A 24,022-nucleotide genomic window follows, 5' to 3' on the forward strand; every position below is an offset into this window, starting at 1 on the left:
CAAGATGGCATCACCCACAACGTCCGATGGGGCTCTTGCCGGGGGTAAACAGGTTGCGTGTTGAGATAATGCGGGAGGCAATATGTTGGTAAAAGCGATAGTTCCGACGGAGCAGGTCGTAGATGTTATCTGTGATGTGTGTGGTGACAGCACGACAAAGACAATGGCACAGGAATACGGCACATTGTCAGCCCACTGGGGGTATGGCTCGGTACGGCACGATGGCGAGAGATACGAAGTGCATCTCTGTGAAGATTGTTTCTTTGAGACGCTCGCGTCTTTGCGTCAAAGCCATCGCTCGCAGAATATGTTTGAGGACGATTATGTGCCAGCCGACCCTGATCGTTTTGGTCGGGTGGAATGACGGATAAACAGTCAGGTGCTCGTAGTGGCGTCGTGAGCTGGGCCACTACAAAGCACCAGCCCGCTATGAAATTTGCAAATCTGCATTCTTGAGCTTAAAGGCACAGCCTTGCCGGATCAGCTCCTCCCGGTTGGCGAGCACCAGTGGGTAGAGCAGGGGATTATTAGCATGTTCCCCGTTGTAGCTCACCTGCATCCGCTCCAGGGCGTAATGCATCAAGGGGACGCGCTGTTCTATCAGCAACTTGCCGTCGGTCATCGCATAGTCGCTGGCGATAATGGCCTGCTGTTCATCACCCAGACAGGGATTGGGGGTCACCACAGCGACCACCCGATTGTTCCACTCCAGATCCTGATCTCGACCGTGGGCCGAAGCGTCGAGTAGCTCCGGCTTGCCCCGAAAGCGGCTCATCACAAAGTCCAGATAATCCCTCTTCTTCTCGCAATACGCCCGCACATGCCAGCGAATGCCGTCATAGACCAAGGTATGGGGAACTATATTGCGCCCGCTACGCTCGGCCGAACTGAGCGACACATAATCCACATCCACCCGTAACTGGCTGCGGGCCGCCTGCACCAGACCGCGTACGATGACGGGGTCGATATGGCGGTTAGGCACATCCAGGATCTCGATATGGCCGTAACGCAGGTCCATCAGTGGCAGCGCCAAGACACCTGCCTCATGCTGGCGCTGATGCTGCTTCTCTCGGTGCAGCAGCAACAGATACTCATCCACCTTGCCTTCGCTAAAGCGAGGGCTGAACTGGGCGGTAGGTTTGTATCCCTTGAGATTGCGGTCGTACTCCAGCCCTTGTGGCGAGACCTCCTGGATATAGCGGTTGATATCCCTCGACGCCTGCTGGCGGCCAATGTTGAAGGCAGTGCAGAGGTGGTTGGTGGTTAGGCGGCCTTCCCACATCAACACGATCTCCAGCAGTCGAAAACGCAAAGTCTGATCCCAGGTGAGCGCCCCAGCGGTCATATGTGCTCCAAAATGCGACATGTGAATGTAACCAGTATCGGCATGAGTATACAGGCGACATATACTGGCAGCACCAATTGTGTAGAGCAAAGGAGAGGGAAAGTGCGAACAAGTATCCCACGAACAAAAAATGAAAATTTTAGTCATTTAATATCAATGGGTTACCAGTAAATGCTCTCGTGCCATATGACTTATTCGCACCTTCCTTAGGCGAATGGGTCGCTAGGCTGGAGGCCGGCCATCACCATCATGTGGTCCTTATCGCCTTGGCCAACAAGATAATGCGAATTTGCTGGAAAGTACTGACATCCGGCAGGGATTACCAACCCTATCCCAACGCAAGCGCAGCCGTTTAACAGATATAACTCATACCCGGTTTTGCGAGCCAAAAACAGATGACAGAAGCGTTCACCCCACGACACAGCCTGGCTAAAAAAGCAGTCTCTCATGACTGGTAGCTTTATTAGGACGACGACGTGCGGATCCCATCAAGGCCAGAGCCGGAAAACGGCTCACAGATAGGCCGGATACATTGACGCAAACGACTTCTGGAAATCAGTTCAAGCTTGCAGATAAGGAGCAGACCATACATTTTTTAGAATGTCCTTTTCGCGCTCGAGCCGGTTGATGCGGGCTTCCAGCTCCTGGATTTTCTGCTGCTCCGGGGTCAGCGCTTTGCCGATAGGGGTGGTGCCGGTTCGTTCGGATTGAAGCTGCTGAACCCATCGGCGAAGTATGGTTTCACCGACATCCAGTGAACGGCTGGCTTCGGGGACAGAGTATCCCTGGTCGAGCACCAGGGATGCGGCTTCGAGTTTGAATTCAGCAGTAAATGAGCGACGTAATCTTGTCATTGAACACCTCAAGTCATGGTGGCGACTGTACCACCTAAAACGGTGTCCGGGATGATTAGACCACTACAAGGAAAGAGTTTCGGAGAGTTGCTGTTGTTGCTGTTTATGGTAGCGTTTAATTTTAAGCTTTGGGAAATCAACAAGAAGGCATAGCGAATGATCCCCTCTGGCAAACCAAGCCGACTGTCGCCGAGGCTAATCCCTCTTGTGGTTTTTTTGATCGGCCTGTGCTCCACCGTAGTGCTTTACCAACTCATCGTCGAGTCCGTCGATCAACGACAACAGGTCTACTTCGACTTCCGCGCCCGGGAGGCTGCTAAGCGCATCGAGAACCGCATGGCCACCTACCAGCAGGTCCTGCGGGGCACGGCCGGGTTCTTTGATGTGCATGATGATGTCGGACGTGAAGATTTCCGAAGGTATTTCGATCGCCAGGCTCTGGACCAGTACCTGCCTGGCATCCAAGGCGTGGGCTTCGCCAGGGCCATCCGGCCTGCCGATCTGCAAACCCACATCGATCAGGTCCGCGCCGAAGGCTTTCCCTCTTACACGGTGCAGCCAGCAGGCCAACGAGACCTGTATTCCTCGATCGTGTATCTGGAGCCGTTTTCGGGACGCAACCTGCGTGCCTTCGGCTTCGACATGTATTCAGAACCCGTGCGGCGCGAGGCCATGCAGCGCTCGGTAGATACGGGTGCCATCGCGCTTTCGGGGCGTGTGCGTCTCCAGCAGGAAACGGGGGGTCAGGAGCAGTCGGGGTTCCTGATCTACCAGGCGATCTACGCTACTGACCAGCCAGCGGCAACCGTAGCAGAGCGCCGGGAACAACTGCGCGGCTGGGTCTATGCACCGTTTCGCATGACAGACTTCCTGCAGGGTCTCCTCGGAGAGCAGGAGCGTGACCTGATCATCGACATCTTCGACGGCGAAGAGATGGTTGAAGCGACACGAACTCACTTTGGCAGTTCAGGGCGTACCGATATCCGTCCAGGGTTTGAATCGGTGCATCGGCTGCGCATGATGGGACAAACCTGGACCGTTCGCGTGCATGGCAGCACGAGCCTTCTGCAACGGGTGGACAGCGGGCTACCGATCGTGATCGCGGTAACCGGTGTCTTGCTCAGTGCCATGCTGGCTGGGCTGATGTTTTTGCTGGTGTCGGGTCGGTCCCGGGCAGAAGCGGCGGCCCGCGCGATGACAGAAGACCTGTCTCTGGAGAGGTCTCGATTGAGTGCCATTCTTGAAGGCACCCGGGTCGGCACCTGGGAGTGGAATGTCCAGAGCGGTGAAACCGTCTTCAATGAGGAATGGGCGAGGATCGTTGGATACAAGCTCCAAGAGCTTGAGCCGATCTCCATCGTCACCTGGGTAAAGCTCACGCATCCGGAAGATCTGCAAAAGTCAGAACAGCTGCTCAAGCAGCACTTTGCGGGGGAGTTACCGTTCTACGAGTGTGAGGCCAGAATGCGCCACAAGGATGGGCACTGGATCTGGGTGCTGGACCGCGGGAAGGTGGGGAAATGGGATCGGGATGGCAAGCCTCTCATCATGTACGGTACCCATCAGGACATCAGCCGGTCCAGACAGGAGCTGGATACCTATCACCATCGAGCGCATCATGACGTATTGACCGATCTACCCAACCGGGTCTTACTCGGTGACCGCATACAGCAGGCGCTTGCATTGGCAGAGCGCGAGAACACGCATCTGGCTGTGCTGTTCATGGATCTGGATGGGTTCAAGTCGGTCAACGACACCCATGGCCACGAAGCGGGGGATGTAGTGCTAAAGACCGTGGCCCGCCGTCTCCTGTGTTGCATCCGTGCCTCCGACACGCTCGCCAGGGTGGGAGGCGATGAGTACGTGGCCTTGCTGCAACACGTCAGCGACGAACAGGAGGCGCTCAAAAAGGCCAGCCTGTTCATCTCGGAGGTCCGCCGACCAATCCCCTTGCCTGCGGGTGGCGAAGCACGAATTTCCATTAGTGTCGGTATCGCGCTCTACCCTCAGCATGGAACGACCATCGAGGTGCTCAGCGAGCATGCCGATCAGGCGATGTATCAGGTCAAGAAAGGCTCCAAGAATGGAGCCTTGGTGCATCAGGATAGCGGCTCGGTGTAGCTCTGCGTTCCCGTAGCGTTTAAACGCACCCTGATCGACAACTCCAGATCTTGTGTTGCCGGCGACAGCGTCCACGCATGAAGTTGGTCCATCACGACCGATCAGGCATTGACCGCCGATTGCTTCGAGCAACTGGCCCCACAGATGACCGCCAAGGGCTGGAAAGGGAAGCCGCAGAATTCGGGAAGAATCGTACGCTAAGCCGACTTGGCTTAAGTGCGTTTCCTGTTCCACTGCTCCCTATTCGGGATTTGGGGAGCAATGGAACCAAAACCCAACGTAGGCCCGCCGCGAACGTCCAGTTGAAGTACGCCCTAACTAGGCGTCAGGCCGGAACCTTGGGCCGCGTCAGGATAGGGCCGATTCCAGCATTTTCTGACGCCTCGCCGGCAACCTCTAAATAACTGATCCCAATAGTGCTACACCTTCGCTGTGCCATAGCCATTCCCCGGGAAAGGAGACACGGTATCCATGAAGTGTTTCACTCGGGCCAGCAGGTTTGCCATCCCTCTGCATTGATGATTGCGCGTGATGGTTTCATGTAACTTGTGCCATAGCCGTTCTATGTGATTAACCCAAGGGCTGTAAACTGGCTGGAACACCAGGCAGAACTTGGGATTCTTCTTCAACCATCGCTCGGTCTGTTTGCTTTTGTGAATGATGTAGTTATCGAGGATCAACGTGATGGTTTTGGCTCGTCGGTAGTGGTGGCGCAGCTTTTCCAGCATGGCAATAAACAGCGATGAGTTTTTCTTGATCCCGCTGACGTAAAGTACCCTTCCGTTGCCTGCGTGGAGAACGCCTGCCAGATAATGCTTGGCATTCTGCCCCGGTGTGACAACCCGCTTTTGCTGCGCTCTGAACATCCAGTCGGCTCCTAATTTGGGATTGAGGTCTATATCGACTTTATCCTCATAAAACACCGGATTATCGGCATCACAGCGGGCCAGCGCGGCGTCGATATTCGCCATTTTTTCCTGATAGGCTGGGTCTTTTATCCGCAAGGTCGGCACACGGGCCTGCGCCAGACAATGCCCATACGAGGTAACCATCGGCGGAGCGTGGAGGCTGCCACATTGAGCCCTGTTAATCGATTGATTTTTATAGCCAATAGTTCAGTACACCAACGGCTGCGCTGATAACCAAAATCTTGCGGAGAAAACTGCATGAGCAGCACCAGTAAGGTGACAATCTTGGCGATAGGTAAGACTGGGGCACGGCCAGCCGGTAAGGCTTCTAGCGCATCTATGCCTTCATCTCGATACCACCGAAGCCAACGACCGATGGTCGAGCGCGCAGCGCCGGTAAGGTGATGAACATCGGTGATCGTGCGTCCTTCATGTAACAGCAAGATGGCCATCAAGCGACGAGCATGTCCTTTATCACGGGTGGCATGGATGATTTTGTGAATGCGGCGCCGTTGTGGTCGTGGCAGAGGTGGTAGGATAGGCATCAACTCAGTCCTTTGGGTGTGGCTTGTTTTGTTTAGCGACTAATCAGATCGCACAAACTGGACTGAGTTCCCTTCCTCCGGTGATCTACTATTCGGAACAGCTATTTAGCAATCGATCCATATTATGTCTCCCGCTCCAGAATCCGGCGAATGATGGTGACGGCACCGGGGAATTGCAGACTCTGCACCAGTGCAGCCACCTCCTGCATGGTTTCACGCTCTTCGGGGGGCGATGCCGGCAGCGCCGCCAACAGATCCAGCGCCTCCAGATTACCGCTCTCCAATGGTGGCAGCAGCGCGCGCAGCCGCTCAAGCCACTCCGGGCGCGACAGTGTCGCGGCGATATCAGGAATGACCGTAGCTTCCGGCTGCGGCTCGGGTAGCGCCTGCATCAGCAGTTGTTCGCTGCGTGTCGCAAGCTCGCGCAAGGCGGCAAGCTGCTCGGTGTCGAAACGGGTGCAGAACTCTGCCGCTTCCTCCGTGCGGCTCTGGCGCTCCCACTCCGCAGCCTGTGCCGCCAGCGCCGTGGCCCCGACCGTCGCAGCCACGCCTTTCAGGGCGTGGAAGGTTGCAGCCATGCGCGGCACATCCGCCGCCTCGCGCTGCCGAGCCAGCATGTCCAGCTGATTGCAAGCCTCGATCGAGAAACTGGCCAGTGTCTGGCGATACACGTTAAGATTTTGACCAAAACGGCGCATCAGCCGGTCGAGCGGGTCGACCTCCGCCGCAGTAGCCGTTTCCGACGCTGCGGCCGGCTGCCGTTCGGTTCCGGCGGCAGGTACGGCTTTCCCCTGTACCAGCTTCAGTATGAGCTCGACCACCTCGTCGATATCGATCGGCTTGCCGACATGATCGTTCATCCCGGCCTGCAGACATACCTCCCGGTCGGCATGCGAGGCATTGGCCGTCATCGCCAGGATCGGCAGCGCTGCCAGCACCGGTACGGCACGAATCTCGCGCGTCGCCTGCAGGCCATCCATGACGGGCATCTGTATGTCCATGATGATAATGTCAAAAGCATCCGGTTGCTGCGTGGCAATCCGAACCCCCTGCAGGCCATCCTCGGCCATCACCACCGATGCGCCCTCATGGGTCAGCAACTCGCCGGCCACCTGCCGGTTCAGCGCATTGTCCTCGACCAGCAGGAGACGCACCCCCGCCAGCCGCTGTGGTAACTCGAATACCGGCGGCAAGGAGTCGCGCTGAGCCGGCTGGCGCGCCCGCGCGATGGAGGCGATCAGTTGTTGCGGGGTAATCGGTTTGGTCAGGATATCGCGGAAAATAACTCGGTCCTGCTCTGAAATCTTGCCCAGCAGCTCACGCCCGTACGCGGACAACATGATGACGACCGGGCAGGCGACATCCGGAAACTGCTGCTTGATCAGCTTCGCGGTAGCAACCCCGTCCATTTCCGGCATGCGCCAGTCCACCAAGACCACATCGTAAGGTCGACCCGCTTTCAGTGCGCTGATGATCTTTACCAGGGCCTTCGCGCCACTCTCCACCGCATCGCAACTCCAGCCACGCATTTCGATGGTCTTGACCAGGATTTCCCTCGAAATCTCACAGTCATCAACCACCAGCACATGGCAATGACTGATGTCCGGTGCGACGACGCTGATGGACAGAGCCTTGTTTTCCACCTCAAGGCATAGCTCGAACGAGAAGCAGCTGCCACGGCCCGGTTCGCTGTCGACCCGCAATTCGCTCCCCATCAGAGCCACCAGACGCTGGCAGATGACCAGCCCCAGCCCGGTGCCGCCGAAGCGGCGGGTGGTGGAGGACTCGGCCTGAGTAAAACCATTGAAGATGCGGCTCAACTGTTCCGGGGTAATGCCGATGCCGGTGTCGGTGACCGACACCTGCAACGTCACGCTCGCCGCGTCCTGACGCAGCGCGGACAGGTGAATGACGACCTGCCCGGCCTCGGTGAACTTGAGGGCGTTGCCACCAAGATTGATCAGGATCTGCAGGATGCGCAGCTTGTCGCCTCTGACCTCCAGTGGCAGCGACGGATCGACTTCGAACATCAGCTCCACGGTCTTGTGATGCTGATTGCCGGACAACACCACGGCCAGTTCGCGCAGCATGTCTTCCAGGCTAAAGGCATGGATATCCAGCTCAAGTTTGCCGGCATCAATCTTGGAGAAATCCAGGATATCGTTCAGCAGTGCCAGCAGTGATTTGGCTGCCGACTGTGCCTTGACCACGTAATCCTGCTGTCGCGTATCCAGCGGTGTCTGCCGAACCAGCTGCAACATCCCGAGCACGGCATTCATCGGCGTGCGGATCTCGTGGCTCATATTGGCCAGGAACTGGCTTTTTGCCATGCTCGCCTGTTCCGCCTGCTGTCTTGCCAGCTCCAGGCTGTTCTCGAACTGCTTGCGTATGGTGATGTCCTGGTTGATGCCGACGAAACTAACCGCCCTGCCCTTCGCGTCGCGCCACACCTTGCCACCGGCCTGCACATAGCGGATCTGGCCATCCGGATGCACCACCCGGAACACCGGGTCATACACGCCACGGCCATCCAAGGCGGCTTGCAGGCTCGCCATCGTGGCATCGACATCATCGGGATGGATACGGGAACGCCAGCCTTCAAAATCCAGGACTCCGCCGGGCAACGCATAGATCTCGAACATTTTCGGGTTACACTGGATTGCATTGTCCTCCAGCGTCCATTTCCACACCCCCATTTCGGCAACGTCAGCGGCGCTGGCCAGCTGGTCAAGCGCCAGCTCCAGCTCCTGCCGCGCTTGCTGTTGCTCGGTGATGTCCGTCGCGATGCCCAGGTAGCCGGTGAGTACCCCCTGCTCGTCACGCATCGCGGTGACAGCCAGCATCACCCGGCGCCAGGAGCCATCCTTGCAGACATAGGTCCATTCGCGCGTTTCGGGCGCGACAAACTCCGGCACATGCACAAAGACACGGAAGCCTTCGATGGCCTGGCCATACTGCCGGCTCAGCTCCTCGCCGCGCGCGTTGACCTCATCGGGCAGGTGAATCATGGCCAGGGTACAACGCCCCACCATTTCGTCCTCTTGATAGCCGAGCATGCTCTGGGCGCCGCTGTTGAAAATGGTGATGCGGCCATCCTGATCGGTGGCGATGATGGACACCTCGGAGGCTGAACGCAGCACGTTGCCCAGCAGCACGTTCAGACGCTTCCGTTCCTCGTCCGCCGCGCGGCGTTCGGTGACATCGATACGCAAGGCGACAAAGCGCTCCAGCTGGCCCTCACTATCAAGACAAGGCGCAATCACGGTATCGAACCACAGCAGGCTGCCGTCCTTGCCCTTGTTGCAGATCTCGCCATGCCAGGCCTTGTTGGCAAGGACGGTGTCCCACATGTTCTGCCAGAAGGCAGCCGGATGGAGGCCGGAATTGAACAGGTGGTGATCCCGCCCGATGATCTCTTCGCGGGTATAGCCGTGCACCAGGCAGAACTGGTCGTTGGCCTCGATGATCACCCCGTTCGGGTCGGAAACCGAGTACAGCAATTGCTCGTTGATGGTTTGCAGCAACACCTGGTTTTCGCGCAGCGCTGCGGCCAACTGCTGTCGCCCTTCGACCAGCTCGGTGACATCATGCACCATCACATAAAAGCCCTGTACCTCGCCATCAATTCGGTCCGGGATGTAGTGCGTCAGCGAGTGCCGTTCTTTGCCGTCCGGGCCAAGGATGGCGCGTTCGAAGGTCTGCTCGTCGCCGCGCAACACCGCATCGATATGAGGACGATTGGCGGCAAACAGGTCTTTGCCCAGCAAGTCGACCATGCTCATGCCCGGCAGAGTGTCCGGGTCGACACCGAACCATGTGTGGTAGGCATGGTTGGCCACGCGGTTGACCAGTTGCTTGTCCCAGTAGCCGATCATCGACGGCACCGCATCGAGCACGGTGCGCAACACACGCCGCGCGCGATCCAGCTCGGCCGTCCGGGTAGCGACCATTTCCTCCAGGTGCGCGTTCAGCTCCGTCATCTGCCTCTCGATGGCCACTTGCTCGCTGATGTCACGTACGGTCTTGGAGGCGCCGACGATACGGCCACTGTCATCAATAATGGGGGATACCGATACCGAAACATCGATCAGCTGGCCATTCTTGTGGCGGCGCCGGGTCGTGAAGTGATCCAGCCTTTCGCCACGGCCTATACGCGCCAGAATGTCCTCTTCCTCGTAAGCCAGATCATCCGGCACCACCAGCTGCGCCATGGTCTTGCCCAGCGCCTCGTCCGCGCGGTAACCAAAGATCTCTTCCGCACCACGATTCCAGCTGGTCACCACGCCTTGCAGGGTTTTGCCGATGATGCCGTCGATGGAGCTTTCCACGATGGCCGCCATTCCCGCCTGAGCATTGATCAGCTGCTGCTGGCGCAGGCGGCTGCTGCTCCACAGGAAAACCATGATGGCAAAGCCAAGACTTGCCAGCACACCGAGCAGGCCTACGGCATAGAGGTTATTCTGGTGCAAGCCGGCAAGAAATGCGGGCTGAAAGCGGACTTCGATCTGCCACGTCCTGCCTAGAATGGTTTTGGTCACGCTGCGGCTACCGATCACAGCACCAGCAGCGGCTCGGGAGGCGTAGAACACAACCGGTTTCCGGGGGTCGCTGACATCACTCAAGGTGAACTGAGTCAGCTCCGGATTAATACGAATCGCCCCCATCACCTCGTCCATCAGAATGGGCGCATAGCTCCAGCCCAGGGTGGCCGCCACTCGCTGCGCCTCGCTATCCCGTGCCATGCCATCCCGGTAGATCGGCATCAGCATCAGGAAGGATTTGCTGGGTGCTTTCATGGCCTGGAGCAGGGTAATCGGTGCCGTGAGCTGCACCTGCCCGCTCCGCATGGCAGCGTCGGCGGCGGCCTTGCGGTTCGACTCGGAGGCAATATCAAGTCCAATCGCCTGCTGATTGCCAGCCTGCGGTTCAAGGTACTGGATGACATAGCGCTCGCCGGCATGTGGCTGCAGCTGGCGGATGGCAAAGCCGGGGGCGTCATCTTGTCTCGCCCTGGCGACAAACGCCGCCTCATCGGCCAGCGGCACACGACGGATGAAGCCGAAGCCGTGCGCCCCCGGGAACTCCACTTTCATATCGCGGCTGGCACTGTAACGACGGAAATCCGCACGCGAGATGCCCTGCTCCCCGGCCACCAGAATGGCGCCCCGCGCGCCGCGCAAGCCGTACTGGTAACGGGTAATCCGCTCCTCGACCGTATCGGCAAATTGCGTGGTGAAGTTCTGGTAGGCCTCTTGCCGATCCTGCTCCTGCTTACGATCCAGTTGCAGGGTCAGCCCCGCGGTCAGGAGCAGCCCGCTCAGGAACACCAGGATGCCACGCCGTCCGGCATGGATCCGCAGTTTTTGTTGTTGTAATGCCATGACTTGCTTTCCCCTGGCTAGTCTGTTCATGTGCACCGCGCTACCCCTTACCGGCGCATACGGCTACTGCTCCAAGCGGCAACAGGCCGCCATGTGGCGCATCGCCAGCCTTTGCGGACGGTTACTTTGACCGCCAGTGTTGGAGATACTCGGTCAGCCGCTCCGGCATCAGCGGGCGGCTGTACAGGTAGCCCTGCATCACCGTGCAGCCCATCTGCTGCAACAGCTCCGCCTGCGCCTGCGTCTCCACGCCCTCGGCCACCAGGCGCAAATCCAGGCCATGCGCCATGTTGATGATGGCGGCCACAATTGCGGCGCTGCTCTTTTCCGTCAGGATTTCGCGGGTAAAGCTCTGGTCGATCTTGAGTACATCGATGGGGAACTGCTTCAGATAGGAAAGACTGGAGTAACCGGTGCCGAAGTCGTCGATGGAGATCGTCACTCCGATTTTGTGCAGCTCATTGATGATGGCAAAGGTATTTTTGACATCCTTAGCCAGCACCCCTTCCGTGATCTCCAGTTCCAGGTAGCCCGGCATGATGCCGGTTTGCTCGATGATCTCGCTGACCATGGCAGTAAAGTTGCTCTGCGCCAGCTGCACGGCGGAGACATTGACCGCGATATGGATCAAGTAACCCTGCTCATGCCAGCGCCGCCCTTCCTGACAGGCTTTCAGCAGCACGGAGCGCCCGAGCGGTACGATCAGCCCGGTTTCTTCCGCGAGCGGAATGAACTGGGCGGGAGAAATCAGCGAGCCATCCTGCCGGCGCCAGCGTACCAACGCCTCGGCACCGACCACCTGCTGTGAAGCCAGATCGATCTTGGGCTGGTAGTGCACCTCGAAGTCGCCCTCGGCCACCGCGACACGCATTTGGCGCTCCAGCATGTGGCGTGCATAAAGGGTATGCTCGATTTCCTGCGAGAAAAAGCGGAAGCGTCCACGTCCCTCCTGCTTGGCCTGATACATGGCGGCATCGGCATGGCGGTACAGTGCCTCCTGGTCGTCGGCGTCGTCCGGGTACAGGCTAATGCCGATGCTCATCGACAAGTCATAGCGGACGCCATCGAGCAGGAAGGGTTCGGCACAGGCTTCCAGCAGGCGCTCGCCTAGCTGGGAGACTTCGTCCACATGCCTGATTTCCGGGATCAGGATAATGAACTCGTCGCCGCCCTGACGGCTGATGGTGTCACCATTGCGCACAAACTGCTGCAGCCGCTTGGCAAGCTGCAACAGCAGCTGATCGCCGATGGAATGGCCGACCGAGTCGTTGATGGTCTTGAAATGGTCGAGATCCAGTATGAACAAGGCAACCTGGCCACCATTGCGGCCAGCCTGTTGCAGTGCCTGCGAGGTACGGTCCTGCAGCAGCATGCGGTTCGGCAGATTGGTCAGCGGATCATGGTGGGCAAGATGCGTCATCTTGAGCGCCATTGCCCGCGCTTCGCTGACATCATGAAAAACGATGATGGCACCGGTCAGCTTGCCGGCCTGGTCCCAGATCGGGGCGGCAGAGTCTTCCACCTCCAGCACGCGACCATCGCGGCAGGCGATCTGGCTGTTGAGCGCCATGCCGACGATGCGCTGCTCCTTGAGCGCGAGATAGATCGGGTTTTGCAGCACGTGCCCATCGAAGCTGTCGCGTAGCGGCATCACCTGCTCGATCGGCACGCCGATTGCCCTCCTGCCATACCAGCCGGTCATCGCCTCCGCGATGGGGTTCAGGAAGTTGACCCGACCTTCGGCATCGGTAGCGATCACGGCATCGCCGATCGAATTCAGGGTAATGCGCAGCCGCTCCTTCTCGTTGTGCAGAGAGGTCTCGGCCAATTTCCGGTCTGTCACATCCGTCACCAGCATCAGCAGGCCGGCTTGCAGGCCGGACTGGTCTCGACACACCAGCGACACCTGGCCAAACAGCATGTCGCCATCCTGACGCATGTATTCCAGATCAAACGACACCGCACGCCCGTCGGCCAGGCCGGCAAGGTGCGCTTCGATCTCGGCATAGACATGATTGCCGAGCACCTCCTGCAGCCGCATGCCACACATGCGCTCGGCCGGAATGCCAAACCACTGCCCGTCCACATCGTTGCACAGGATATTGCGGTACGACTCATCCCAATAGGCGACAAAGGCAGGCAGATGCTGCACCAGATCCTGCAGGTCCTGTTGCGCGCAGGCCAGCTGTTTGGAACGCAAGCGCAGCGCCAGGTGAGTCTGGATGCGCGCACGCGCAATCGGCACATTGAGCGGCTTTTGCAGGAAATCCACCCCGCCGAGACTGAGCGCATGCAGCTCGTTGGCGTCTTGCGTATGAGAAGTGACAAAAATGACCGGGACGTCCCTCAACCGGGGGTCCGCTTTAATGGCCTGGCATACGGCATAGCCATCCATCTCCGGCATCTCGATGTCCAGCAGGATGATGTCCGGCGGCTCGCGTTGCGCCGCTCGCAGCGCCGCTTCCCCGCTGGTGGCGAAATGGATTTCGCCCAGATCGCGAACCGCTTCTCGCAGAATCAGCACATTACTGGGTTGATCATCAATGATCAAAATGTGCGCTGGTTCGGTTTTTTGATCATTGAATAACAAGTTACCCTCCTTGCCGGATTTGCCTCGGGCAGCCGTGATTCATGTCAGTGGCACAGAGACATCCAAAAAAATTGTCATAGCTACTGAAAATAACACATTTTGTATGTCACGGTATTAATTGCGTATTCCGGCGAAGTTGAACAGCCATTCCGGCCAACGTGAACACCCTGATCCTTAACGCGCTCACGTCATCTCGTTTCTAACTCGACTGTTCAGATTGGGTCAACTCACTTCTCCTCTTCCTCATCGATTCTCCCTTCAGTGGCAGCCGGTGAGCGTTGTGCATCAGCCGGTCCAGGATCGCATCTGCCAGGGTGTTGTCACCCAAGCTCGCGTACCACTCTTCAGTTGGCAGCTGACTGAGGGAAGGTGCGAATAAGTCATATGGCACGAGAGCATTTACTGGTAACCCATTGATATTAAATGACTAAAATTTTCATTTTTTGTTCGTGGGATACTTGTTCGCACTTTCCTTAGGGAAGGTGCTAACAAGTCACTTGGCACAAAAACACACCATTCTAAATTATTGATATTAAATGGCTAAACTTTTTAGTTTTGGCTCATAGGGTACTTATTCGCACCTTCCCTGGCATGTGAGCTATCGAGTAACCGCAGTGAAATACTTGCTGCTGCAGTGCGGTTATCAACATTGAGCTTTTTGTAGATCTGCTCAAGATGTTTGTTCACTGTTCTGTGGCTCATTTCAAGAATAGTGGCGATCTCCCAATTGGTTTTGCCGAAAGAGAGCCAATAAAGCACCTGAGATTCGCGTTTAGTGAGATTAAGTTCGCGTTGCAAATCTTCTTCTGTACCGCGTTTTTTCGGCGTGACCAAACGGATCAATGCATGCAGCTGATCATATTCACCGGCATATTCAGCTTGAATCGGCGGGGTAAACTGGTTCAGTTGCAGAGGTTCTTTCCGATGTTCGGATGTGATCCAGCGGGCGATGTCGGGTTGAATGCTTTTCCACGTTTCCAGAATATCGCCATTTATCTTGCCGATCAGCTCTTGTGCGTAAGGCGTAGCCCACTCCAAGCGCCCCTGTTTTGATACGCAGAAGACATATTGCCCGGCATAATCGAGGGCAAATTGTGCCGATTTCGCCAGTTTGGCGTTATGGCTGTGCACCTTGATTCGCGCCAGCACTTCATTTGGCACAACCGGTTTGGTGATATAATCGACACCACCCACCTCAAAACCATGAATGACATGCTCTGAATCGTTAAGGCCGGTCATAAATAAAATAGGGGTGGAGGGGAGCTTTTCTTTCAGTTTCTGGCACGTATCAAACCCGTCCATTTCCGGCATGATCGCATCCAGCAACACCACATCGGGCTGCACTTTTTCCACAATCGCCAATGCTTGTGCACCACTGAGCGCCACCAGCACAGTCAACCCCGCTTTATTGAGCGTAGCGTTAAGCATGCCGAGTGACTCAGGCGAGTCGTCGACCACTAATACAATGATGTTACTGAATTCAATAATGCTCATTTATCAACTCGTTCAGGTTATGTACGACTTTTTCAAATTTACATTGCGATGCATCGCTGCGGATTGAACCAAAAAAAGCCTCAGCGCTGTCGCCGGAACTGACGATCTCATCCAGTTTTTCGAGGAATGCGGACATAAAGCCAATTTCCGCATAATTGATCAACTGCGTCAGATCATCATGGGATGGGAGCGCCGCGTGCGCTACGGATGCATCTGAATTGGCGGCTGGTTTATCTTCCGGCTCGTCTGCAAACAGCCAGTCGACGGGTAATAAGTTGCTGAGTTTCGTGAGCAGTTGTTCCCGCGAGATGGGTTTGCTCAGGTAATCATTATGATATTTGGCGAGCATGTTGCTTTTTTCTAACTCATGAATGTTGGCTGACAGCATCATAATGGGGCTGCGGATGCCTTTTTGCCGCAGCTGGATCGCCAGTTGCCAGCCGCTGACTTCGGGCATGGTGATATCAAGAATATAGAGGTGAATGGTATGATTTTCGGCCATCTTCAGCGCTTCAGCCGCGCCATTCGCCTGTAAAATGTTGAAACCAAGTGGCGTGAGAATGTTGCTCACCAGATTGCGTTGATCAGCAATGTCGTCAACGACCAGAATGGTCTGTCGTGCGCCGGTGTAACCGGTAATATTTGGGTTAATCAGCACTGGAACTGAAACGGGACTTTCGACTGCTGACATCATCATGGTCAGTGTGAAATTGCTGCCTACATTCGGCTGGCTTTGGCAGGAGATATCGCCGCCCATCAGGCTGGCCAGCGCATGAGAAATAGTCAGCCCAAGCCCCGTGCCTTGAATGGCGCGCGTATTTTGCGTTTGAATGCGCTCAAACGGCTTAAAGATCTGCTGGATGTCGTGCTCAGATAGCCCAATACCGGTATCTTGGACGGAAAAACGCGCCACCTGATTGCGGTAGGTGACGCGGAAAGTCACTTTCCCTTCGCGAGTATATTTAACCGCATTATCCAGCAAATTGATGAGGATCTGCCGTAAGCGTTGTTTGTCGATGGCGATGTAGACAGGCAGATTCACGCAAGGTATATATTTAAACTCAAGCCCTTTCTGGGATGCTTCCATCGCAAACATCTCTGCCAGCTCATCGAGCATGGTTGCCAGATTAAATTCAACGCGTTGCAGCTCAAGACGACCCGCTTCAATTTTGGAGATCTCCAGTAACCCTTCCAACAGATCAGAAAGGTGTTTTCCATTCCGCCGAAGAATATGGGCATATTCACGGGTTTGGTGATCCAGCTTGCGATCATCACTTAACAATTGTGCGTAACCCAGCAAGACATTCAGCGGGGTGCGCAATTCATGACTCAGCCCCGCCAAGTAACGGCTTTTGGCGTTATTAGCCGTTTCTGCGGACTTTTTCGCTTGTTCCAATTGTCGGGAGGTTTTTTCGTGTGCGCTGATCTCATGCGTTAACAGTTGGGTGTGGGCTTTCAGCTCAGTGATGGCATTACGACTGGTGTTCCGTGCCAGCACAAACAGGCCACTGATAATGCCAACCGGAATCAGTAGCATCACAAACGCTTTGAGCATACCGCCCGTGATCGTGTGCATATTATCGGGTGCCAGCGAAGGGATTTGGCTGTAGGCGATCATGAAAATGGCGGCCATAAAACTGCTGACGATGGTTAACACAATCATGAACTGACTGATGGGGCTGGACAGTTTGTGCAGCAATTCATCGGGAAGAAACGGATGCAGGAATGTGTGTATCTGCTCATGAATGGTGGCTTTGGGGCGGCATTTATCTTCACAACGCACATCGAGTGAGCAACAGAGCGAGCAGATATGACCACCATAAACGGGGCAATGGGCCATATCTTCCGGTTCATAAGCATTTTCACACACGGAACAGGTAAGTTCGTGATCGTGATGAACATGACTTTGTGTCTTGGTATTGACCAGATAAAATTTGCCTTTGGTCAACCATGCAATCAGTGGTGCAGTAATAAACGGCAAAGCAAAGGCGATATAGGAAGCAAACGCTTTGATGGCTTCATTAAACACATCGAGGTGGGCTGCTATTCCAACCGATGAGGCAATGATCATCGAGCCGAGACCGACCGGATTAATGTCATACAGTTTCGAGCGTTTGAACTCAATACCTGGTGGGCTTAAACCCAGCGGTTTATTGATAATGAGGTCGGCAACCAAGCTGCCGATCCACGCTAAAACTAAGACGGAATAAACTTGCAGGGTTTTTTCCAGCAACTGGTAGATGCCGAGCTCCATCAATAAGAGTGCAATCACGACATTAAACACCATCCAGACCACACGACCCGGATGGTTGTGCGTTAAGCGAGAGAAGAAGTTCGACCAAGCCAGTGAGCCGGCATAGGCATTCGCGACGTTGATTTTAAGCTGCGACATAATGACAAACACACCCGCCGCCAGCAGTGCCAGCTTGGTGTTGTCGGTCATGTAGCCAAAGGCATTGAGGTACATATGCGCAGGGTCGCTGGCCTCAGCCGCGCCAAAACCATGACTGATTGCCAGCCACGCCAGATAGCTGCCAAGCGCGAGTTTGGTGGCACCGAATAGTATCCAACCCGGCCCGCCGAATAGCATCGCTAACCACCATTTGAAACGACCAGTTTTCTTTTGCTCTGGCAGAAAGCGCAGAAAGTCGACTTGCTCGCCTAACTGCGCAATGACGGCCAGTAATACGGCTGACGCGCTGCCAAACAGTAGCCAGTTAAAGCCATTCCCGTTTTGATTCATACCGGTGTAAGCCAGCCAGCTGTCGAGTTGTGAATCGGGGTGGCTGAAGACATAAAACAGCGGCACGATCTGCATCGTCAACCACAGTGGCTGCGATAACATCTGAAAACGGCTGATATTAGTGATACCAAAGATCACGAGCGGGATCACCGCTATCGCACTGATGATATAGCCCCAAAACAGCGGGATGCCCAATAGCAGTTCCAACGCCATCGACATGATCGCGGCTTCCAGCGCGAAAAAGATAAAGGTAAACGAGGCGTATATCAGCGAAACAATGGTGGAACCGATATAACCAAACCCAGCACCACGGCTGAGTAAGTCAATGTCTACCCCATATTTGGATGCGTAATAGCAGATTGGGATGCCGCTGAAAATCACGACTACGGAAACGGCTGCGATAGCCCACAGTGCATTGATGGAACCATAAGAGAGCGTAATCGAGCCGCCCAACGCTTCTAAAACCAGAAACGAGACAATACCCAGTGCGCTATTGGCGATCCAGGTCGCAGACCATTTGCGGGCGCGTTTCGAGGTAAAGCGCAGCGCGAAGTCTTCCAACATCTCATTGGCAACTAACTTATTGTATTTCCGCCGATTAATAGGAATCTTTTGCATCATAGACAGTGCTTCCATTCATGATAAATAGCCCTTGATTTCGCGTATTCAACTTCGAAGTGCGACACTCGCCTATGCCGCCTGACGGTACTCTTCGAATACCTTGACAGGCTGCCTGAATCCGAGACATTTCCGAGGTCGTAGGTTGAGCCACTGCTCCGCTCTCCTGACATCCTCGTCCGTGACCTCTCTCAGGTCTGTTCCCTTTGGGATAAACTGCCTCAACAGCCCATTGCTGTTCTCGTTCAGACCGCGCTCCCACGAAGAGTAAGGGTGCGCAAAGTAAGTCTCGGCACCCAGCGCTTCCTCTATCGCCTTGTGTTCGGCAAACTCGCCGCCGTTGTCAAAGGTGATGGTATGCACCTGCTCGATGTAGGGCGTTAACATCTCGATTATCGCATCCCGCACCACCCCAGCCTGTTTGCTCGCGACCCGCTTGACCAGATAGAGCCGGCTCTTGCGCTCCACCAGGGTGACCAGTGCACCTGTGCCTTGCTTGCCCAGCACCGTGTCCGCCTCCCAATCACCGAGCCGCTCCCGGCTATCGACGATAGCCGGCCGTTCATCAATAGAGCGGGCTTCCTTGATGGGAGAACGCAGGCTGCTCGCCCCCTTGCGGTAGCGCTTGTGGCCCTGGCGCAGATGGCGGTACAACTGGCCACCCCGGGCTTTGTCGGCGGCCACATGGCGGTATATCCACTCGTGACTCACCATGAGGCCTATCTGCTTGCCCACCGCGCTTATCTGCTCCGGGCTCCACCACCAGGCGAGTGTCAGCTCGACAAACTGGATGACATCGGCAGATAGCCGAGATTTGGCCGCACTGGCCCGTCGGTGGGTGGCGTGCTGATGCGCATTGTCTGGCTGGTAGCCCTGCGGCCCGGCGTTACGACGCAGCTCCCGGTAGAGGGTGGAGCGATGAACGCCAATGGCGCGTGCGGTGGCAAGGATGGACATCCCCTGTGCGCGAAGCACCGATAACTGGTATCGTTGCCCCTCGGTCAACTGCTGATAGCTCATGGTGATACTGCTTTTACTTTGGCGAGCAGAAGGGTACCACCAATCAGCAGTTGGCCACCTCTCGCCATTCATCCATGAGTGTCGCACTTATTATCTGAATTCCCGTTTCACTCCTTGCGATCAAGTGAGGAAAGACATCCTCCCACATCAGTGTATCGAATTATCAGCCATTCACATATACGTCATTTGACGTAGTTCTCTGCACGATATGCGCATATTTAGCCCGCTGTTTTTTCTCAATACTGAACCTGCTTGTTCAAAGGGTGATTGTCTTGAAGCTTCAAATGAACAGATACCGAAGCAGGGTTTGTTCATAGCTGAAAACTAATTTAAGGAAGAATACGCATGAAAAGGAAACTACTCGCAAGTTCTATTCTGGCTGCGTCTTTATTTGGTAGTCACGCGTTTGCTGCAGATGACACCATCAAAGTGGGTATCTTGCACTCGCTGTCTGGCACCATGGCGATCAGTGAAACCACACTGAAAGACACCATGCTTATGCTGATTGATGAGCAGAACAAGAAAGGCGGATTGCTGGGCAAAAAACTGGAGCCTGTGGTGGTTGACCCTGCGTCAAACTGGCCGCTGTTCGCTGAAAAAGCGCGTGAGTTGGTTCAAAAAGACAAAGTCTCTGCCATTTTCGGCTGCTGGACTTCCGTTTCCCGTAAATCAGTGCTGCCAGTAGTGGAAGAGCTGAACAGCGTGCTGTTCTACCCTGTGCAGTATGAAGGGGAAGAGTCATCCAAAAACGTATTCTATACCGGTGCTGCACCAAACCAGCAGGCGATTCCAGCGGTTGATTACCTGATGGAACAGGGCGTAGAGCGTTGGGCTCTGCTGGGTACTGACTATGTCTATCCACGCACCACCAACAAAATTCTGGAAGCTTACCTGAAAGCCAAAGGCGTGAAAGCGTCTGACATCATGGTGAACTACACCCCGTTTGGTCACTCAGACTGGCAGTCAATCGTAGCTGATGTGAAGAAATTCGGTTCTGCGGGCAAGAAAACTGCGGTGGTTTCTACTATCAACGGCGATGCGAACGTGCCTTTCTATAAAGAGTTAGGCAACCAAGGCGTCTCTGCACAAGACATCCCAGTGGTGGCGTTCTCTGTTGGTGAAGAAGAGCTGTCAGGTATCGACACTAAACCGTTGGTTGGCCATCTGGCGGCATGGAATTACTTTGAAAGCGTAGACACCCCAGCAAACAAAGATTTCATCGAAAAATGGCACAAATTTACCGGTAAAAAAGAGCTTGTAACCAACGACCCAATGGAAGCGACTTACATCGGTTTCAACATGTGGGTGAAAGCGGTTGAAAAAGCGGGCACTACTGACCCGGCGAAAGTACAAGATGCCCTGATCGGTGTTTCTGTGCCTAACCTGACTGGTGGTTACGCAGCCATGATGCCAAACCATCACATCACGAAACCTGTGCTGATCGGTGAAATTCAGGACGACGGCCAGTTCGAAGTGGTTTCTGAAACCAAAGGTACTGTTGTTGGTGACGAATGGTCTGACTTCTTACCAGGCTCAAAAGACCTGATCTCCGATTGGCGTAAACCGCTCTCTTGCGGCAACTTCAACGTGAAAACAGGTAAATGCGGCGGTTAATTCCGTGACTGACAGGGCGGGAGATATTCCGCCCTGAATTTTTAACACCTTCGGAATTAAAGAGAGAAAGTTCATTTTCTCTGGGACAAGGAAAGCATGATGCGATTAATACAGGCAGGATGCAGTCGAATCATCGTGGTTGGTTTAACCCTGATGATGGGTCTCTGGAGTGTCATGGCGCAGGCGATGACCACCGATGAGGCATTAAAAGCACTGAGTGGTCGTGATTTTACCGCCAAGAAAGAGGCCATCACGACAATTGCTGCCAGCGGTGAACCTTATGCATCTGATCTTTTTATTGCGTTGGATAACGGTGAGCTGTTTTTCCGTAAAAGTGACGAACTGATGGTCATTCGTCAGGGCGAAATATTTGTTAATTTAACCGACAAACAAGCAGTTGCCGGTGACAGTTCTGATTTCAAACGGGTGGCGATGAACAATGCCTTGCGCCGCCAAATTGCTGAATTATCAGCTCAACTGGCCTTAAATGATCCGAATGCAGAGAAACGTTTGCAGGCAGTGAAATCGATGTTGGGGAAGGTAGCTGATTCCGATCGTGCTGCGCTGATTGCCCATCAACAAAAAGAGACCGATGCCAAGGTATTAGCCGCCTATGACATGGTGATCGCATTCAGCAAATTAGTCGATAGCGATGCTGTGGTACGCCTGAGCGCAGTCGATGCACTCAGTGAAGTGCATAACCCAGAAGTAGTAGGGCAGCTGAAATCCGTTGCTCAGAACGATACCGATGCCAAAGTGAAATCCGCCGCCGCAGCAGCGGTGAAAAAGCTCGAACGCAGTCAGTCATTTTACAGTGGCATTGAAACCCTCTATTTCGGTATCAGCCTCGGTTCCATTTTAGTGTTAGCAGGCATTGGTCTGGCGATCACCTTTGGTGTAATGGGCGTGATCAACATGGCGCATGGCGAGATGATGATGCTGGGTGCCTACACCACCTTCGTGATGCAAAAACTATTACCGAATGAACCGGGCATTGCGTTACTTCTCTCTATTCCTGCGGCATTTTGTGTCTCGGGCTTAGTCGGCATTGTCATTGAGCGCAGTGTGATCCGTTTCTTATATGGCCGCCCGCTCGAAACCCTGCTGGCAACCTTCGGGATCAGCCTGCTGTTACAACAAGCGGTGCGCTCAATTTTCTCCCCGCTGAACCAAAGTGTGGTTATGCCTTCGTGGATGAGTGGCACATGGGTGTGGAACGACTTCCTGTCGCTGACCCTGAACCGCATGTTCATCATTCTGTTTAGCCTGTTGGTTTTTGCTGGCCTGATGTGGTTGCTGAAACGCAGTCGTTTGGGGTTGGAAGTACGCGCGGTTTCGCAAAACCGCGCTATGGCTCGCAACATGGGTGTTCGCTCAGATTGGGTGAATGCCAGAACTTTCGGTCTGGGATCAGGCATCGCTGGTATTGCTGGTGTGGCGTTGTCTCAGCTGACCAACGTTGGCCCGAACTTAGGGCAGGGTTACATCATCGACTCCTTCATGGTGGTGGTGTTTGGCGGTGTCGGCAATTTATGGGGCACGTTGGTGGCGGGTCTGTCACTGGGTGTGGCGAATAAACTGTTGGAACCGTATGCCGGTGCTGTGCTGGCAAAAATCCTGATTCTGGTTGCGATCATTCTGTTTATTCAGAAACGCCCGCGCGGGCTGTTTCCGCAACGTGGCCGTGCGGTTGAGGGCTAAAAACATGCTATTTAATTCTGTATTCAAAGATAAAGCGGGCCTGAGTTTGCTCAGTGCCATTCTGGTTGGCTCGGTGCTGGTGGTGTTATCAAACCTGCTGTTGCCACATGACAGCGCGCTGTATGTCGGTTCCAACACTGTGACGCTGTTAGGCAAGTATTTGTGTTACGCCCTGCTTGCCGTGGCGCTTGATTTGGTCTGGGGTTATCTCGGCATTTTAAGTCTCGGTCACGGCGCTTTTTTTGCGCTGGGTGGCTACGCGATGGGCATGTATCTGATGCGTCAGATCGGCACGCGCGGAGTGTATGGCGATCCGATTTTGCCAGATTTCATGGTGTTCCTGAACTGGCATGAACTGCCATGGTTCTGGTATGGCATGAACCATTTCTGGTTTGCCATGCTGATGGTGGTGCTGGTTCCGGGCTTGCTCGCGTTTGTGTTCGGCTGGCTGGCGTTTCGCTCGCGTGTGACCGGCGTTTATCTGTCGATCATGACGCAGGCAATGACCTACGCACTGCTGCTGGCGTTCTTCCGCAATGAAATGGGTTTTGGTGGTAATAACGGCTTAACCGACTTCAAAGACATCATCGGTTTTAGTCTGACCGACGATGCAACTCGTGCGGCGTTATTCCTCATTACGGCGGTTGTGCTCTGTCTGGCTTATCTGGTCTGCCGCGTGATTGTCGGTTCGAAACTGGGGCGTGTTGCAGTGGCGATCCGCGATGCAGAGATGCGCACCCGCTTTATGGGCTACCGGGTGGAATATTTCAAACTCGCGATCTTCGTGTTCTCCGCCATGTTGGCTGGCGTTGCTGGTGCGCTGTATGTGCCACAAGTCGGCATTATCAATCCGGGCGAGTTTTCTCCGCTGAACTCGATTGAACTGGTGATCTGGGTGGCCGTCGGTGGCCGGGCGACGCTTTATGGCGCGGTGGTCGGCGCAATTTTGGTCAACTACGCCAAGTCGGTGTTTACCGGCATTCTGCCTGATGAATGGCTCTACGCATTGGGTGCGCTGTTCGTGTTGGTCACGCTGTTCCTGCCAAAAGGTGTTACCGGTTTATTCAATCGCAAGGAGGCGGTGTGAT

General features: G+C 55.1%; 11 protein-coding genes and 3 pseudogenes. 5 read left to right on the forward strand and 9 right to left on the reverse strand.

Annotated features, from left to right (window positions below; translation table 11 throughout):
- Nucleotides 1-82: 82 nt before the first annotated feature.
- Nucleotides 83-364, forward strand: a complete 282-nt coding sequence (locus I6L36_RS00375; protein WP_010674967.1) for a hypothetical protein — start codon at nucleotides 83-85, stop codon at nucleotides 362-364.
- A gap of 63 nt (nucleotides 365-427) precedes the next feature.
- Here I6L36_RS00375 and I6L36_RS00380 read toward each other — a convergent pair whose 3' ends face one another.
- Both I6L36_RS00380 and I6L36_RS00385 read right to left on the reverse strand, forming a co-directional pair.
- A complete protein-coding gene (locus tag I6L36_RS00380; RefSeq protein WP_064341356.1) occupies nucleotides 428-1,345 on the reverse strand; it encodes a WYL domain-containing protein in 918 nt (305 codons plus the stop codon).
- A 593-nt stretch (nucleotides 1,346-1,938) separates the two neighbouring features.
- A pseudogene (locus I6L36_RS00385) lies at nucleotides 1,939-2,199 on the reverse strand (transposase); the annotation flags it as partial.
- Between the two features lie 156 nt (nucleotides 2,200-2,355).
- On the opposite strand from I6L36_RS00385, the gene I6L36_RS00390 reads away from it, so the two are divergent.
- Entirely contained in the window at nucleotides 2,356-4,320 is a 1,965-nt protein-coding gene (locus tag I6L36_RS00390; protein ID WP_216986922.1) for a CHASE domain-containing protein, read from the forward strand.
- A 419-nt stretch (nucleotides 4,321-4,739) separates the two neighbouring features.
- Here I6L36_RS00390 and I6L36_RS00395 read toward each other — a convergent pair.
- The 7 genes and pseudogenes from I6L36_RS00395 to I6L36_RS00425 all read right to left on the reverse strand — a co-directional run bounded on the left by I6L36_RS00395 (nucleotide 4,740) and on the right by I6L36_RS00425 (nucleotide 19,619).
- Nucleotides 4,740-5,773, reverse strand: a pseudogene (locus tag I6L36_RS00395) (IS630-like element ISAhy2 family transposase).
- 122 nt (nucleotides 5,774-5,895) lie between these two features.
- Complete coding sequence (locus I6L36_RS00400) at nucleotides 5,896-11,154, reverse strand: PAS domain S-box protein (protein WP_216986923.1); 5,259 nt, start codon at nucleotides 11,152-11,154, stop codon at nucleotides 5,896-5,898.
- A gap of 121 nt (nucleotides 11,155-11,275) precedes the next feature.
- Complete coding sequence (locus I6L36_RS00405) at nucleotides 11,276-13,744, reverse strand: EAL domain-containing protein (protein ID WP_124813026.1); 2,469 nt, start codon at nucleotides 13,742-13,744, stop codon at nucleotides 11,276-11,278.
- Nucleotides 13,745-13,943: 199 nt separating this feature from the next.
- Nucleotides 13,944-14,108, reverse strand: a pseudogene (locus I6L36_RS00410) (ATP-binding protein); the annotation flags it as partial.
- A gap of 185 nt (nucleotides 14,109-14,293) precedes the next feature.
- Nucleotides 14,294-15,238, reverse strand: coding sequence for a DNA-binding response regulator (locus tag I6L36_RS00415; protein ID WP_124813028.1), 945 nt, complete (start codon nucleotides 15,236-15,238; stop codon nucleotides 14,294-14,296).
- Complete coding sequence (locus I6L36_RS00420) at nucleotides 15,225-18,602, reverse strand: ATP-binding protein (protein WP_232091029.1); 3,378 nt, start codon at nucleotides 18,600-18,602, stop codon at nucleotides 15,225-15,227. Before I6L36_RS00420 ends, I6L36_RS00415 begins: the two co-directional genes overlap by 14 nt.
- A gap of 69 nt (nucleotides 18,603-18,671) precedes the next feature.
- On the reverse strand, nucleotides 18,672-19,619 hold the full coding sequence (locus I6L36_RS00425) for an IS30-like element ISAs2 family transposase (RefSeq protein WP_019706001.1): 948 nt from the start codon (nucleotides 19,617-19,619) through the stop codon (nucleotides 18,672-18,674).
- Nucleotides 19,620-19,964: 345 nt separating this feature from the next.
- Between I6L36_RS00425 and urtA the strand changes: the two genes are divergently transcribed.
- The 3 genes from urtA (at nucleotide 19,965) to urtC (ending at nucleotide 24,021) form a co-directional block, all read left to right on the forward strand.
- Nucleotides 19,965-21,233 (forward strand): urea ABC transporter substrate-binding protein, encoded by a 1,269-nt coding sequence (gene urtA, locus I6L36_RS00430; RefSeq protein WP_185702506.1) that lies wholly within the window; start codon nucleotides 19,965-19,967, stop codon nucleotides 21,231-21,233.
- Nucleotides 21,234-21,329: 96 nt separating this feature from the next.
- Complete coding sequence (gene urtB, locus I6L36_RS00435; protein ID WP_232091028.1) at nucleotides 21,330-22,934, forward strand: urea ABC transporter permease subunit UrtB; 1,605 nt, start codon at nucleotides 21,330-21,332, stop codon at nucleotides 22,932-22,934.
- 4 nt (nucleotides 22,935-22,938) lie between these two features.
- The gene (gene urtC / locus I6L36_RS00440) at nucleotides 22,939-24,021 is read left to right on the forward strand and encodes an urea ABC transporter permease subunit UrtC (protein WP_103859157.1); all 1,083 of its coding nucleotides are present in this window, start codon (nucleotides 22,939-22,941) and stop codon (nucleotides 24,019-24,021) included.
- The last annotated feature ends 1 nt before the right edge of the window (nucleotide 24,022 follow it).

The sequence above is a fragment of the Aeromonas sp. FDAARGOS 1406 genome, assembly GCF_019048565.1.
Lineage (GTDB): Bacteria > Pseudomonadota > Gammaproteobacteria > Enterobacterales > Aeromonadaceae > Aeromonas > Aeromonas caviae.